At 38.9% G+C, this 16,656-nt stretch carries 10 protein-coding genes; 9 read left to right on the top strand and 1 reads right to left on the bottom strand.

Features of this window, described 5'->3' with window-relative positions:
* Window positions 1–12: 12 nt before the first annotated feature.
* From EPI11_RS12595 to EPI11_RS12555, 9 genes are all read left to right on the top strand, one after another.
* Window positions 13–3,594: a response regulator gene (locus tag EPI11_RS12595; RefSeq protein ID WP_128390337.1), complete on the top strand. Its 3,582-nt coding sequence runs from the start codon at window positions 13–15 to the stop codon at window positions 3,592–3,594.
* A gap of 29 nt (window positions 3,595–3,623) precedes the next feature.
* Window positions 3,624–3,986 (top strand): response regulator, encoded by a 363-nt coding sequence (locus EPI11_RS12590; protein WP_317125642.1) that lies wholly within the window; start codon window positions 3,624–3,626, stop codon window positions 3,984–3,986.
* Window positions 3,987–3,993: 7 nt separating this feature from the next.
* A complete protein-coding gene (locus EPI11_RS12585) occupies window positions 3,994–4,803 on the top strand; it encodes a CheR family methyltransferase (RefSeq protein WP_128390336.1) in 810 nt (269 codons plus the stop codon).
* On the top strand, window positions 4,785–5,369 hold the full coding sequence (locus EPI11_RS12580; protein WP_128390335.1) for a chemotaxis protein CheB: 585 nt from the start codon (window positions 4,785–4,787) through the stop codon (window positions 5,367–5,369). The genes EPI11_RS12585 and EPI11_RS12580 overlap by 19 nt, the downstream gene beginning before the upstream one ends.
* Before the next feature lie 49 nt (window positions 5,370–5,418).
* Entirely contained in the window at window positions 5,419–5,760 is a 342-nt protein-coding gene (locus EPI11_RS12575) for a YchJ family protein (protein WP_164879173.1), read from the top strand.
* A gap of 305 nt (window positions 5,761–6,065) precedes the next feature.
* Entirely contained in the window at window positions 6,066–6,659 is a 594-nt protein-coding gene (locus tag EPI11_RS12570; RefSeq protein ID WP_206619122.1) for a hypothetical protein, read from the top strand.
* A gap of 14 nt (window positions 6,660–6,673) precedes the next feature.
* Window positions 6,674–7,318 (top strand): hypothetical protein, encoded by a 645-nt coding sequence (locus tag EPI11_RS12565; protein ID WP_128390332.1) that lies wholly within the window; start codon window positions 6,674–6,676, stop codon window positions 7,316–7,318.
* Window positions 7,291–8,043, top strand: coding sequence for a sensor histidine kinase (locus EPI11_RS12560; protein ID WP_128390331.1), 753 nt, complete (start codon window positions 7,291–7,293; stop codon window positions 8,041–8,043). The genes EPI11_RS12565 and EPI11_RS12560 overlap by 28 nt, the downstream gene beginning before the upstream one ends.
* Window positions 8,044–8,054: 11 nt before the next feature.
* Complete coding sequence (locus tag EPI11_RS12555) at window positions 8,055–8,729, top strand: response regulator transcription factor (protein ID WP_128390330.1); 675 nt, start codon at window positions 8,055–8,057, stop codon at window positions 8,727–8,729.
* A gap of 645 nt (window positions 8,730–9,374) precedes the next feature.
* On the opposite strand, the gene EPI11_RS12550 is transcribed toward EPI11_RS12555, so the two are convergent.
* Window positions 9,375–16,643, bottom strand: a complete 7,269-nt coding sequence (locus EPI11_RS12550) for a T9SS type A sorting domain-containing protein (RefSeq protein WP_128390329.1) — start codon at window positions 16,641–16,643, stop codon at window positions 9,375–9,377.
* Between the last annotated feature and the right edge of the window lie 13 nt (window positions 16,644–16,656).

The raw sequence follows: 16,656 nt of genomic DNA, 5'->3' as shown, positions 1-16,656 counted from the left end.
TTTAAAACCTTTATGGACGGTAATTTTAGAAGAAATTTAATTGTAAGTTCAGGTATTTCGATACTAATACTTTTAGTTAGTTCAACAGCATCTTATTTAAGCATCAGGAGCCTTTTAGACAGTAATAAGTGGGTTACGCATACACAGGATGTTATTTATAATATTAATGAAGGTGCCTCTGTAATGATAGATGCACAGGCAGGAATGCGCGGCTTTTTAGTAACGGGGAAACAGGATTTCTTAAAACGTTATGATGATGCTGAAGCAGATGCCGAAATGTACTTTGATAAAGTACAGGAACTAACTTTAGACAATCCGACGCAACAGGCGAGTATAAAAGAGTTAAAACCGTTAAAAGATGAGTTTTTTAAATACCTGCAGTTAAGGGTAAATGAAAAAATGAAAGGCGATGCTATAACCTCTGATGAACTGGATACCGGGCGAAAATTAATGGAAGGCATGCGTAAGATCTTAAAACGCATGGAAAACCATGAACAGCAGTTGTTAACCGAAAGAACTGAAGAGTCTAAAAAATATGGAATGTATAGTTCTATATTAATTATATCGGCAGCTTTAGTGGCATTGCTTATAAGTATCATCTTTTTTTCCAGGATAATAAGAGATTATAATGAACGTATTAAACTGCAAAAGCAGCTTGAAGACAGCGATAAGGAAACTGCCGCTAGAATACGGGTTATAAGTAGTATAGCGCAGGAAATTTCCCAGGGTAACTATGACGTTAGGGTAGAAGACAGCGAGACAGATGCTTTAGGCAGTGTTGCCGGGTCATTAAATAATATGGCACATGAACTAAATAAGTCATTTAAATCTTTATCAAATAATGAATGGCTGCAATCAGGTATAGCAAAGTTAAATAACGTAATGATTGGCGAAAAGCCAATTGAAGTTTTAGCTACTGATATAGTCGATTTCCTTGCGATGTATATTAAAAGTGATGCCGCAGTTTTATACATACAGGAGAGAGATGAACTGATTTGGTCTGCAGGTTACAGCTGCATCCTGGACAATAGCCGTAAGCACTTACGCTTTGGCGAAGGATTAACTGGCCAGGCGGCAGTTTCAGGTAAAATGCTAGAGTTAAAATCATCTTCACCGGAAGATATTAAAATATCTTATGCCCTTGGAGAGATTAAGCCTGCCCATATAATAGCAGTACCGTTAATAGATGATAAAGTTACCGGTGTGATAGAATTGGCTGCTGCCAAAGAGTTCTCCAAACGCGATCTTCAGTTTTTAGCCATGGCAGCAAATAACATAGGGATTGCCATAACAGCTGCACAAAACAGAAAACGTGTTCAGGAACTGTTAGAAGAAACTCAGGCACAATCAGAAGAGTTAAGAACACAGCACAGTGAAATGGAAAGCATAAATGCTGAACTTGAAGCACAGACCCAAAAATTACAGGCATCTGAAGAAGAGCTAAGGGTACAGCAGGAAGAGTTACAGCAAACTAATGAAGAGCTCGCAGAGCGCAGTGTGTTGCTGGAAGAAAGAAATACTGAGATTCAAAAAAAATCAGAAGACCTCGAAATAAGCACACGATACAAGTCGGAATTTTTAGCAAACATGTCACATGAGTTAAGAACACCACTTAACTCTATATTGCTTCTTAGCCGTTTATTATCAGAGAACAATGATAAAAACATGAACGATGAGCAAATAGAATTTGCAAAAGTAATTCAAAGTTCAGGTAACGGACTGTTAGGGCTTATTGATGAAATTCTTGACCTTTCTAAAATTGAGGCAGGAAAAATGGAACTGGAGTTTATAGATATTACAACGAAGGAAATTACAGATACTTTAAAATCACTGTTCAATGAAGTTGCTAAAGAAAAAAACATTGAGTTTAATATTATTGCCGATAATGCTCCCGTAGTAATTAAGAGTGATAAAGTAAGATTAGAACAAATTCTTAAAAATCTTATTTCTAACGCTATAAAATTCACCTCCGAGGGTTCTGTTACACTCGAAGTTAAGAAACATGAAACGAATGATAAGTTAGTTTTGTTTACTGTTAAAGATACAGGGATAGGTATTCCGCTTGAAAAACAGCCGCTTATTTTTGAAGCATTCCAGCAAGCCGATGGATCTACAAAACGTAAGTATGGAGGAACCGGTTTAGGATTATCTATAAGTCGTGAACTGGCAAAATTGCTAATGGGTGAAATAACACTTAAGAGTAGTGCTAACGAAGGAAGTGAATTTACTTTAACGATCCCGATTGCAGGATTTGCCGTAGAGCATCTGAATGATAGATCTGAAAATGAAAGTTTTGTTTCTCAGGAAACAGTAGCATTGGTAGAAAAAATAGAAGAGCAAAAAAGTAATATGTATTTAAGTCCTTCTATTCCTGAAGATATCCCTGATGACAGGGAAGCTATTAGCGAAGAGGACAAGGTAATACTTATTGTAGAAGACGATACTAATTTTGCCAAATCATTACTAGAGTTTACACGTAAGCGAGGTTATAAAGGTGTAGTGTCTGTACGAGGAGATTATGCACTTAATCTGGCAATGATGTATAAGCCTGTAGGCATACTGCTGGACATACAGCTGCCTATTAAGAGCGGATGGGAAGTAATGGAAGAATTAAAGAACAACTGGCAAACCAAACACATTCCTGTGCACATTATGTCATCACATAAATTAAAGCAGGAAAGTTTACTAAAAGGAGCAATTGACTTTTTAGACAAACCGGTAGCATTTGATCAGCTGCCAGAAATATTTAAAAGGATTGAACATATAGTAAATAAAGAATCGCAAAAAGTATTGATCATTGAAGACAACCCAAAGCATGCTAAAGCACTTGCATATTTCCTTGAAAGCTATAATATTAACTCTGAAATAAAGAGCGATATTGGTGATGGGGTACATGCGCTTCAAAGAGCAGAGGTAGACTGTGTAATACTCGATATGGGTATTCCGGATCAGCATGCGTATGAGATACTTGACGGAGTTAAAAAGAATCCGGGATTAGAAAATCTTCCTGTAATTGTATTTACAGGTAAGAGTCTTTCCATGAAAGAAGAGGTGAAAATTAAAAAATATGCCGATTCAATTGTTATAAAAACGGCGCATTCTTATCAGCGAATGCTGGACGAAGTATCCCTATTTCTTCACCTTGTTGAGGAAAATAAAAAAGGCGGAGGTAAAAAAGACAGTTATAAAAAGCAGAACCTTTTAAATAACATTCTTAACGACAAAACAGTCCTTGTAGTTGATGACGATGTGCGTAATATTTATTCGTTAACAAAGGCCCTTGAAGTACTTAAAATGAATGTTGTCACAGCGATAGATGGTAAAGAAGCACTCAAAGCCCTGGAAGAACACCCTCAGGTTGATGTTGTTTTATTGGATATGATGATGCCTAATATGGATGGCTATGAAACAGCAACCCGGATTAGAGAAAACAGTAAATTGAAAAACCTGCCGGTTATAGCGGTAACAGCAAAAGCAATGACCGGCGACAGGGAGAAATGTATAAATGCCGGTGCATCAGATTATATAACGAAACCCGTAGATATAGACCAGCTCCTGTCATTACTCAGGGTTTGGCTTTATGACAAAAATTAATTTAAATACTTAGTGTTTATTACATGATGATGAAGAAGAGAATTTTAATTGTAGATGATGATTCGCGTAATATTTTTGCGCTTTCTGCCACACTTAAAGCAAAATCGTTTGAATGCCTGTCGTGTTTGAGCGCTGAAGAAGCTTTAAAGTTGCTGGAAGGCGACGAACATATAGATGCTGTGCTTATCGACATGATGATGCCGGATATGGATGGGTATGAAGCAATACCTCTCATAAAGAAGATACCGTCAAGAACAGCTACTCCGGTAATATCAGTTACGGCACAGGCAATGGTGGGAGATAAAGAAAAATGTCTTCAGGCGGGTGCAGATGATTATATCTCAAAACCAGTAGATGTAGACAAACTATTGGTAATATTAAGCACTATATAACGCTTTTATGATAGACGATCGTGAACTCGAAGTATTGATTAATGAAGTGTATGAATACCATGGATTTGATTTTGGAGGTTATTCACGTGCATCATTAAAAAGACGGGTAGACAGGCTTTACCAGTTGGATGGATTCAGTAATTTTTCTGAGATGCTTTCAAAAGTAAGATCTGAGCCAGGGTACTTTAAACGTATGGTAGAAGAGATCACAGTAAACGTGACAGAGATGTTTCGTGATCCATTATTTTATAAAGTACTCAGGGAAGAAGTGTTGCCAATATTAGGAACCAAACCTTTTATCAGGTTTTGGCATGCAGGCTGTTCATCAGGAGAAGAGGTGTATTCGATGGCTATCTTATTAAAAGAAGCCAACTTATTACACAAATCTCTTTTGTATGCTACAGATATTAATCCAATTGTTTTGGATACTGCAAAAAAAGGGATTTTTCCTTTACAGATGATGAAACAATACTCTGAGAATTATATGACATCGGGCGGGAAGAAAGATTTTTCCCACTACTATACGGCGAATTATGGATTTGCTAAATTTGGAGAAGACCTGTCGGAAAAAATGGTTTTTTCCGAGCATAATTTGGTTTCCGATGGCTCCTTTAATGAATTTGACCTAATATTGTGTCGAAATGTACTGATCTATTTTGATAAAGATTTACAGGAAAGGGCTTTATGTCTTTTTGATGAAAGTCTTGCAAAGCTTGGGTATTTAGCATTGGGTACAAAAGAAACGATAAAGTTTTCTCCAATTCAAAATAGGTTTAGGCAGCTTAACAGGGAAAAAATATGGAGAAAAACAGAATAATTTCGGGCTGTAAACTTTTAATTATAGGTGGTTCGGCTGGAAGCCTGGAAGTACTTATGAAGATACTACCGGGTTTAAATACTCTTCCATCTTTTGCAATTGTATTAGTATTGCATAGAAAAAGTACAGAAGATACAACACTGGAAGAATTAATAGCCATAAAGACAAACATACCGGTTAGAGAAGTAGAGGATAAAACACCGCTTTTACCGGGGTATTTATATGTTGCCCCATCAGATTATCATCTGCTATTCGAAAAAAATGATGTTTTATCTCTCGACATTTCCGAAAAAGTAAATTACAGCAGACCAAGTATAGATGTATCGTTTGAATCGGCTGCAGAGATATATGGGAAAAGCCTGGTTGGCTTATTGTTATCGGGAGCAAATGCTGACGGAACCGAAGGGCTATTGGCAATTAAAAAGGCAGGGGGTACTACAGTAGTACAAAATCCAGAGTCGGCGCAAATGCCTACTATGCCTCAAAATGCGATAACTTATACAGCACCGGATTATATTTTAGATATTGAGCATATATTAAAATTTATCACCCTGATCAATTCATAAATTAATGACTGTTAATACAGATTTGAAATGTTACTGCGGATCTGAAAACATGTTTTCAGATTGTTGCGAACCTTATATAATTGGTGCCAAGAAAGCCCCAACTGCCGAAGCACTTATGCGTTCACGTTACTCTGCTTATGCAATTCATGCAGCAGATTATTTATGGGCTACTACGGCTCCGAAAGAAAGAAAAAACTATAGTAAGTCGGCTATAATGGATTGGGCAAAAAGCAACCAATGGCTAAAATTGGAGATATTAAATACAACACTTACAGTTGTTGAATTTAAGGCTTATTATCTTGATAACAGGCTAAAGGCACAAATACATCATGAAAAATCTACTTTTCATAACGAAGATGGAAATTGGTATTATGTAGATGGCGAATATTAAATTTCTACCTTAAGACAAAATGAAAACACTATTTTAAAGTAATTACTTGTTAAATAAAAAGTTTTTTATGAATTTAAAGCGATTTTCAGGAGTTACAAGGTACTATGCATAGTTTAAAAAGTTTTTTTTAGAATCATAAATCCATGAAGCCAAAACGCTTACAGCCCCCATATAATTTATTAACTGGAAGGTTAAGATAATTTGTTATCTTCATATCCTGTTTCTCAGGTTAAAAACCTTAATTTTGTTAAATTCTTACTAAAATATTTATCAATCACTTATTATTAATCAACTCAAATATTTTTATGGATTCAATGACTATCAAAGAAAGCATTGCAGCTTGGGAAGCTATCCGACCGGATAGCACATTGCTTTTAAACTATTTAGACCAAGGTAACTTTTTTACATTTGAATTTCCTGATTACCCAAAAGAATCACCTGCAATTCATGCGTATCCGGGGATATATGAAGGTAAACTTTACTTTTTCCTTATCCCATCGGCATATGATACGCAAGAGTACAGTGAAGAAATCAATAAATATACCACAGTATGTCCGATAAGGTTTTTATTGGGCGGTGAAGAAGACAGAATTACAGATATTGAGGCAAAAAAGAGAATAAACGCCTGGAAGAAAAATTACAAAACGTGGGTTCCGGTTCAGGTAGCATCCCAGACAGGTATTTTTATGGCATTTTCAATTCCATCACAGGATTTTGAATGTCTTGATGCCCAGGTAACCTTTGGACTAAAGGTTAAACCGGAAATGCCGGGTGGTTATGAAGTTGATTTGATTGTTACCAATAATATGGGGAAACAAATATATTATGATGATTTTGTAACTTCTGTACCACCATTTAGTGCAAGTCTTCTTCCTCATAGTTTTTATTTATTACCATAACGAATATATATTTGATGACTTTTTCTGAAATTGTACAATTAATGGGCTTTTTGTCTCCCGCTGTGTTATTAGTGGGGCTTTGCATTGGATTTTATTATTTCAAGTCACTCAATCTTATTCATAAAGCAATTACGTGGTATTTATTAATACTGCTAATTGTAGATATTACAAGCAGGATATTTGCTTATTTTGGAAATAACCTTTTTGTCCTGCTTGTTTATAGTCTTATAGAGTTGGTAGTGTTTGTCTATTTTTATTATAAATATATATTTAAAGCACGGCACAGGCTGGTATTAGGGCTTAGTATTGCAGGTGTGCTTTATATTATTTGGGAGATTTTAGTCTTTAAAATTGATGTCAAGCAGTTTCAAACCTATGCTAAAGTTGTTGATGATTTTATTGTGATAACTTTAGTCCTTTCATTTTTTCATGAAAAAATTAATATATTTAAAGAATCGAAATGGGATAATTTTCGTTTAAATGCAGTAATTCTATTTTTTTTCTCCGTTAATTTAATTTTCTTTTTGCCATATAATTTTATAATTAATAAATCTGCAGGATTACAGTTTTATTTTTGGTTAGGAATTTTAATTATAACAGTACTATTTTATTTGTTTTTAATTTATTCTATATGGAAAAATGGCAGAATCCTGAAGTAATAGCTTTTTGGATCGCAATAGTAATTGTATTCATTATTACACTTCTCTTTTTTGTAATAAGGATATTGCATTCAGGTTATAAACGTATGACTGAGGCCAACCTTAAAGAAAATAGTATACGGCTGGACCATCAAAAAAAACTTATTGAAACCAACTTACATGCGCAGGAAAAAGAACGCATGCGTATAGCGGGTGATTTACATGACAGCCTTATAGGTAAGCTTGTTGTGATACGAATGAAAAGCCAAATTGGGGCAGCTGTTGCAGAATTAGATGGACTAATGGAAGAAAGCATTGCAGAAGCCCGTAGAATATCTCATGATCTTACACCCCCTTTATTGGAATATTCTAAAATCCAGGAGTTGATAGAAGATTTGCTCAACCCCTGGAAGCAAAAATTAAAGATTATATATTATACAGATATACGTACCGATATTGATCTTCCCGCAACATCTAAAATACAATTGATACGTGTTGTACAGGAGCTATTAGTAAATATTTTAAAACATGCTAAAGCAGATACTGTATACGTGCACTTACGACATACAGAAAAATGTCTTACTTTAGCTGTTAAAGATAACGGGTGCGGATTTGATACTTCTCAGCTTAAAAAAGGACTTGGACTTAACAATCAGGAACTAAGAATGCAGTATCTAAATGCGTCACATAAAGTAAAATCAAGTCCTGGTAAAGGAACCACAACTATTATTGCTACTATTATATAAAATATTTACTTATGGAAAACATATCTATTGCCATTACAGATGATGATGCTTTAATTGTAAGCCTTTTACAAGGATATCTGCAAAATCGTGAGGGCATTGATGTAGTTTTAACTGCCGGAAGTGGAGAAGAATTAATTGCCTCACTTCCTTTAGCTGCCAAATTACCGCAAATAATATTGCTTGATCTCAAAATGACAGGCATGGACGGTATTGAAGTGACTCAGCATATAAAAGAAAATTATCCCGATATAAAGATCATCGTTGTTTCATCTCATTACCAGCGAATGTTCATGGGTTTTATGCTAAAAACCGGGGTATCTGCTTTTTTACCAAAGGGTATTTCTCCTGTTGAGCTGGTAGATATTATCCGTATTGTTCACAAACAGGGATATTATTTTAAAGACGATCAGTTGGCTACCATAAGAGAACAAATCCCTACCAAAGCTCCTAAACCAATGTTACAGGAGGAAGGCCTTTTATCTGATAGGGAAATAGATGTGCTTAGACTTATTTGTCAGCAAAAGACAGCTAAAGAAATAGGAGATATGCTATTTATAACACAGCGTACCACAGAAGGACACAAAAACAACCTGTTTGCTAAAACCGGTGCGAAAAACATTGCAGGACTTGTAATTTATGCCATACAGCATGAAATTATTAAAGTAGAAGAGCTTCCGGTAATCTAAATTTTAAAATTTTATTAACACGTATTTTTACCTGTTTTTTCACAACAGGTAATTTCTACCTGTTCTCTTGTTCGATTTATGCTGAATTTTGACTTAACAAAACAAGTGAAAAATAATGTAGTTTTTCAAATTGAAAACACATTAATAATATACCAATAAAAAGCAAGACAGGGTAAATATAAAGTTTTTCGCCCCCAAAAAGACTTATTTACTAGAACCCAATTTCGAGTTATCCTGTCTGTTTTTTTTGGAGAAAAAGACTTTTAATAGTAGTATTAAATTTTATTAGATGTTAGAGCAGCGAGGTAGTAAGCCGCTGCTCTTTTTTTTTGCCATAAATTTTTCTCTTAGTATTTTTCCCTCAAATATTTTATATCATTTTAGAGTAGCAAACTCTAAAAGTTTTTAAAAATGTTTTAATAACAAGAAAGCCTGTAGAAATATTTCTGCAGGCTTTCTTGTTATTATTTTATAGTATTAGTTAGCTAAGTAGCTAGTCACTATAGTTTAAAAGTAAAAAGCATCCCATATGGGATGCTTTTTTTTATAAGGCTTTTGCAACTACTTAAATAGTAGATCCTGTTCCCCAATCAGTATTATCCATACTTTAGTAGTTGCTAATCCTTTTTTCAATTTTAAAAAGTATTATTTGTTTTTAACGATTCGTTTTGTGGTTGTACCATTATCCGAAACAATGTTAAAGTTATAAATGCCTGATTCTAAGTTAGAAATGTCTACAGTTTGAATTTCAGTAGTTACATTACTTTCTTTAACAATCCTTCCGTTCATATCATAAACGGTAATTTTAATATTAGAATACGTTGCAAATTCAGGGATTTTTACAAACACTTCTGTAGAAGCTGGGTTAGGATAAATACTTACATTAAATATTTTGAAATCTTCTCTTTCTAGTGGAGGAGAGACCACCACTATAGCCTCAGCAGAGCTGCAATTTGTAGCATCTGCAACTTCACATATTGAATAGGTTACAGTATATGTTCCTTGCGTAGCTGTTGTAGGTACCATAAGTTCACCTGTTTCATCAATAGTAACACCGGCTAAACCGCCATTATTAACTACAGTAATAGTAATATCTGTATCATTAACAGGAGCATTGTTTAATAAGTCATTTGCAGTAACATCACCTGCTATACCTGCTATACCTGCATTAATAACAGTTGCGCTGAAATCATCATCTACTGCTTCAATATCATTGTTAACAGTTAATAACGCAAACGTTGATGTAGTAACACAGTTTGTTCCGTTTGTTAAAAGAACTCTGTACTCATATCCATCAAAATTCACAGGAATATCTGTTACATTCAATGTATTTGTTGTAGCTCCTGAGTATGTTGGGTTTGTACCACCATCTGTAATATCAGTCCAATCAGTTCCATTACTAGTAACCTGCCATTGGAAGCTGTCAGCATTAGTAGAATCAATTGTGTAGTTAGCATCTTCATTTGTTTCAATACTAACATTTATCGGGTTAGTAATAATTACGATAGCAAGAGGCTCACTAATAGTTACACTATTAGTAATAGTACATCCGTTAGCATCTATTATTGTTACAGTATACTCACCAGCAATAAGATCTGTTGCTGTTGCATCAGTTCCTCCAGATGGAGACCAAGAGTACGTATACGGAGCAGTACCACCTGTAGCTGTTACAGTTGCCGATCCATTCGTCCCTGCATTACAAGCTACGTCAACTTTTGTGATAGTACTTGCTAATGCTGTAGGTTCAGCAATTACAGCAGTTGCTGTTGTTGTACATCCTTTAGCATCCGTTACTGTTACTGTATAAGTTCCTGCAGTAAGACCTGTAGCCGTAGCCGCAGTTCCACCAGAAGGTGACCAAGAGTACGTATAAGGAGCAGTACCACCAGCAGCAGTTGCAGTTGCCGATCCATTCGTTCCCGCATTACAAGCGACATCTACTTTAGTAGTAGTAGCAGAAAGAGCCGTTGCAGGCTGAGCAATTACAGCTGTAGCAGTAGTTGTACATCCTTTAGCATCTGTTACTGTTACTGTATAAGTTCCTGCAACAAGACCTGTAGCTGTAGCTGCAGTTCCACCAGAAGGCGACCAAGAGTACGTATAAGGAGCAGTTCCACCAGCAGCAGTTACAGTTGCCGATCCATTTGTTCCTGCATTACAAGCTACATCTACTTTAGTAGTCGTTGCAGAAAGAGCAGTTGCAGGTTGAGCAATAATGGCCGTAGCAGTCGTTGTACATCCTTTAGCATCTGTTATCGTTACTGTATAAGTTCCGGCAGTACGACCAGAGGTTGTAGCAGCAGTTCCACCGCCATTAGACCAAGAATAGGTATAAGGAGCAGTACCACCAGCAGCTGTTACAGTTGCCGATCCATTCGTTCCTGCATTACAAGCGACATCTACTTTAGTAGTCGTTGCAGAAAGAGCAGTTGCAGGTTGAGCAATAATGGCCGTAGCAGTCGTTGTACATCCTTTAGCATCTGTTACCGTTACTGTATACGTTCCAGGAGCAAAACCTGTAGCTGTTGCAGCAGTTCCGCCACTAGGAGACCATAAGTACGTGTAAGGAGCAGTACCACCAGCAGGAACTGCCGTAGCCGATCCATTTGTTCCTGCATTACAAGCTACATCTACTTTAGTAGTAGTTGCAGAAAGAGCAGTTGTAGGCTGAGCAATTACTGCTGTTGCAGTCGTTGTACATCCTTTGGCATCTGTTACTGTTACTGTATACGTTCCGGCAATAAGACCTGTAGCTGTTGCAGCAGTTCCGCCACTAGGAGACCATGAGTAAGTATAAGGAGCAGTACCACCAGCAGGAACTGCCGTAGCCGATCCATTCGTGCCACCATTACAAGCTACGTCTACTTTAGTAGTCGTTGCAGAAAGAACAGTAGGCTGACCAACAACAGCCGTAGCCGTAGTTGTACATCCGTTAGCATCTGTTACCGTTACTGTATAAGTTCCTACACCAAGACCTGTAGCTGTCGCTGCAGTTCCACCAGTTGGAGCCCAAGAATATGTTTTTGTTCCTGTTCCGCCCACCGCTGTTACAGTAGCCGATCCGTTAGTACCACCATTACATGACACATCTGTTTTTGTAGTTGTAGCCAAAAGAGCAGTAGGCTGACCAACAACAGCTGTAGCCGTAGTTGTACATGCGTTGGCATCTGTTACCGTTACTGTATACGTTCCGGCAATAAGACCTGTAGCTGTAGCTGCAGTTCCACCAGTTGGAGCCCATGAATACGTTTTTGTTCCTGTTCCGCCAGTAGCAGTTACTGTTGCAGAACCATTCGATCCACCATTACAAGATACATCTGTTTTAGTAGTAGTCGCCGAAAGAGCCGTTGCAGGTTGAGTAATTACTGCTGTTGCCGTAGTTGTACACGCATTAGCATCTGTTACCGTTACTGTATAGGTACCTGCACCCAGGCCTGAAGCTGTCGCTGCAGTTCCTCCCGATGGAGCCCATGAATATGTTTTTGTTCCTGTTCCGCCAGTAGCTGTTACAGTTGCTGAACCCGTAGTTCCACCATTACAAGATACATCTACTTTCGTAGTAGTTGCAGAAAGAGCCGTTGCAGGCTGCGCAATAACAGCTGTAGCCGTAGTTGTACATCCGTTAGCATCTGTTACCGTTACTGTATAAGTTCCTACACCAAGACCTGTAGCTGTCGCTGCAGTTCCACCAGTTGGAGCCCAAGAATATGTTTTTGTTCCTGTTCCGCCCACCGCTGTTACAGTAGCCGACCCATTAGTACCACCATTACAAGATACATCTGTTTTAGTAGCAGTTGCAGAAAGAGCAATGGCTGGTTGGCCAACTACAGCCGTTGCAGTCGTTGTACACGCATTAGCATCTGTTACCGTTACTGTATAGGTACCTGCACCCAGGCCTGAAGCTGTCGCTGCAGTTCCTCCCGATGGAGCCCATGAATATGTTTTTGTTCCTGTTCCACCAACCGCAGTTACAGTAGCTGTACCGTTCGATCCACCACGACAAGATACATCTGTTTTTGTAGCCGTAGCCGAAAGAGCAATAGCCGGTTGACCAACTACAGCCGTTGCAGTCGTTGTACACGCATTAGCATCTGTTACCGTTACTGTATAAGTACCTGCACCAAGGCCTGAAGCTGTAGCACCAGTACCACCTGATGGAGCCCATGAATACGTTTTTGTTCCTGTTCCACCAACCGCAGTTACAGTTGCTGTACCATTCGATCCACCATTACAAGATACATCTGTTTTAGTAGCAGTTGCAGAAAGAGCAATTGCGGGCTGTGAAATAACAGCTGTTGCTGTCGCTGTACATCCATTAGCATCTATTACCGTTACTGTATATGTTCCGATACCAAGACCTGAAGCTGTTGCCCCAGTTCCACCTGATGGAGCCCATGAATACGTTTTTGTTCCTGTTCCGCCAGTCGCAGTTACAGTAGCTGTACCGTTAGATCCACCAAAACAAGATACATCTGTTTTAGCAGCAGTTGCAGAAAGAGGAGCAGGTTGTGCAATTACAGCTGTTGCTGTAGTAGTACATCCGTTCGCATCTGTTACAGTTACTGTGTAAGTTCCCATCCCCAGGCCTGAAGCTGTTGCTGCAGTTCCTCCCGATGGAGCCCAAGAATATGTTTTTGTTCCTGTTCCGCCGACTGCTGTTACAGTAGCCGATCCGTTAGTTCCATTAAAACAAGATACGTCTGTTTTAGTAGTAGTAGCCGAAAGAGCAATAGCAGGCTGGCCAACAATAGCAGTAGCTGTAGTTGTACATGCATTAGCATCTGTTACGGTTACAGTATACGTTCCTGCAATAAGACCTGACGCTGTTGCGTTAGTTCCACCCGATGGAGCCCAAGAATACGTTTTTGTTCCTGTTCCACCCACAGCAGTTACTGTAGCTGTTCCGTTAGACCCACCATTACAAGATACATCTGTTTTAGTAGCAGTAGCAGAAAGAGCAATAGCAGGTTGACCTACAACAGCAGTAGCTGTAGTAGTACATCCGTTAGCATCTGTTACCGTTACTGTGTACGTTCCAGCACCAAGTCCTGAAGCTGTAGCTGCAGTACCTCCTGTTGGAGCCCAAGAATATGTTTTTGTTCCTGTTCCACCCACAGCAGTTACTGTAGCTGTTCCGTTAGTTCCACCAAAACAAGATACATCAGTTTTTGTTGTAGTAGCAGAAAGAGCAATAGCGGGCTGACCAACAATAGCCGTAGCTGTCGTTATACATCCGTTAGCATCTGTTACCGTAACTGTGTACGTTCCAGCACCAAGTCCTGAAGCTGTAGCTGCAGTACCTCCTGTTGGAGCCCAAGAATATGTTTTTGTTCCTGTTCCACCCACAGCAGTTACTGTAGCTGTTCCGTTAGTTCCACCAAAACAAGATACATCAGTTTTTGTTGTAGTAGCAGAAAGAGCAATAGCGGGCTGACCAACAATAGCCGTAGCTGTCGTTATACATGCATTAGCGTCTGTTACCGTTACTGTATAAGTACCTGCAGTAAGACCTGAAGCTGTAGCTGCAGTACCTCCGGTTGGAGCCCAAGAATACGTTTTTGTTCCTGTTCCGCCAGTCGCAGTTACAGTAGCTGTACCGTTAGATCCACCAAAACAAGATACATCTGTTTTTGTTGCAGTAGCCGAAAGAGCAATAGCAGGCTGACCAACTACAGCAGTAGCTGTCGTTATACATCCGTTAGCATCTGTTACTGTTACTGTATACGTTCCCGCAATAAGACCTGAAGCTGTAGCTGCAGTACCTCCTGATGGGGCCCAAGAATACGTTTTTGTTCCTGTTCCGCCAGTCGCAGTTACAGTAGCTGTACCGTTAGATCCACCAAAACAAGATACATCTGTTTTTGTTGCAGTAGCCGAAAGAGCAATAGCAGGCTGACCAACTACAGCAGTAGCTGTCGTTGTACATCCGTTCGCATCTGTTACCGTTACTGTATACGTTCCCGCAATAAGACCTGAAGCTGTAGCTGCAGTACCTCCTGATGGAGCCCAAGAATATGTTTTTGTTCCTGTTCCGCCAGTCGCAGTTACAGTAGCCGATCCGTTAGTTCCACCATTACAGGATACATCTGTTTTAGTAGCTGTAGCAGTAAGAGGAGCAGGCTGCGCAATAACAGCTGTAGCTGTTGTTGTACATGCGTTCGCATCTGTTACCGTTACTGTATATGTTCCTGCACCAAGTCCTGAAGCTATAGCAGCTGTACCACCGGTTGGAGCCCATGAGTATGTTTTTGTTCCTGTTCCGCCAACAGCAGTTACTGTTGCTGTTCCGTTCGTTCCCCCATTACAGGATACATCTGTTTTTGTTGCAGTAGCCGAAAGAGCAATAGCAGGCTGACCAACTACAGCAGTAGCTGTCGTTGTACATCCGTTCACATCTGTTACTGTTACAGTATAAGTTCCCGCAGTAAGACCTGAAGCTGTCGCAGCAGTTCCACCGGTTGGAGCCCATGAATACGTTTTAGTTCCTGTTCCGCCCACAGCAGTTACAGTTGCGGCACCATTCGACCCACCAAAACAAGACACATCAGTTTTAGTAGTTGTAGCCGAAAGAGCAGTAGTAGGCTCACTTATAATAGCTGTAGCTGTTGCAGTACATGCGTTAGCATCTGTTACAGTTACGGTATATGTTCCTGGAGTAAGACCTGAAGCTGTAGCTGCATTTCCTCCAGATGGAGACCAAGAATATGTTTTTGTTCCTGTTCCGCCAGTAGCAGTTACCGTAGCTGTTCCGTTAGCTCCACCATTACAAGATACATTCGTTTTAGTAGTTGTAGCACCGAGTAGTGAAGGTTGAAATACAGGAGAGTATTGAGCTAGTACTGTGCCTTCGCTATCAGTAATATTACAGGTGTAAGCACCAGCGGATAAACCTGAAGCTGTCGCAGCAGTTCCTCCAGTAGGAGTCCATGAGTATGTATAAGGAGGTAAACCACCTGATGGAACTACGGTAGACGTTCCATTTGATCCTGAGTTACAAGAAACTGCAACATATGATGCCGTAGCACTTAAAGCAGCATTTGTTGTAAATGTCATGCCGGCACCATAACTGGTTCCTCCACTGTTTTTAGCATACGCTCTATAGTGAATAAGGGTTGAAGGTGGAAATGATGAAACTAAGCCACTAAATGTTCCAGTGCCAGTTCCAATTTGGAATTTATTATTAGAAGTAGTAGGATTCACGGCTGTTCCCCAAACTATTCCTCTTTCTATAGTTGCATCACCACCATCGGCAGTTACATTACCTCCCATCGTTGCTTTTACAGCACCAGTGTTAGTTGCTGTTGTAGTTGTTACTGTTGGAGCTACTGCGCCATTTTGAAATCTAAAATCATCAACAGCAAAATAATCATAATTATTGCTTAGTTGAATTTCAAGTTGGTCTATAATGACATTTGTATTATTTGAACCTCCTTCTGTAGCGAAGTTGATCGACATAAAACCATTACCAGGAAGAGCACTTCCTGTATTAGTACCAGTGGTATTTTTAACAACTGTAAATTGTGTAATTCCGGCTAGTTTACCTCTAAAAGTAATTGATCCTGCCAAACCATTGCTGGTAACTCCGGGAGTAAAACCAGCATTACCGGTTACATAAATCCATAGGCTACTGACCTTAAAACTACCAGTAGCATCAGAAATAGTTCCCGTTTGACCTAAGCCCTCGGGGCCTGCTGAGTCTTCAACCTGGATAAATTTGCCCGAGGAATTATAGCCTCCATTTGCAAGAGGGAAGACTTTAAAACTAAGATAGCTGCTGGTTAAGTTAAATGTTTTAGTGCCGTTTGTAAAATTGGAAGCGCCTGTTGTTGCGGTTTCAAATGTTTCTGTAGTTTGTGCCGTGACTAGGTGCAGGCAAAAAAACAGAAAGATGAGTAAAAAGTAATTTTTTTTCATGGTAATGGGGATT

Origin of the sequence: Flavobacterium cerinum (assembly GCF_004028155.1) — a bacterium.
GTDB lineage: Bacteria > Bacteroidota > Bacteroidia > Flavobacteriales > Flavobacteriaceae > Flavobacterium > Flavobacterium cerinum.
Note: the sequence above shows the minus strand (reverse complement) of the source record. Positions and strands in the feature narration are given on the sequence as shown.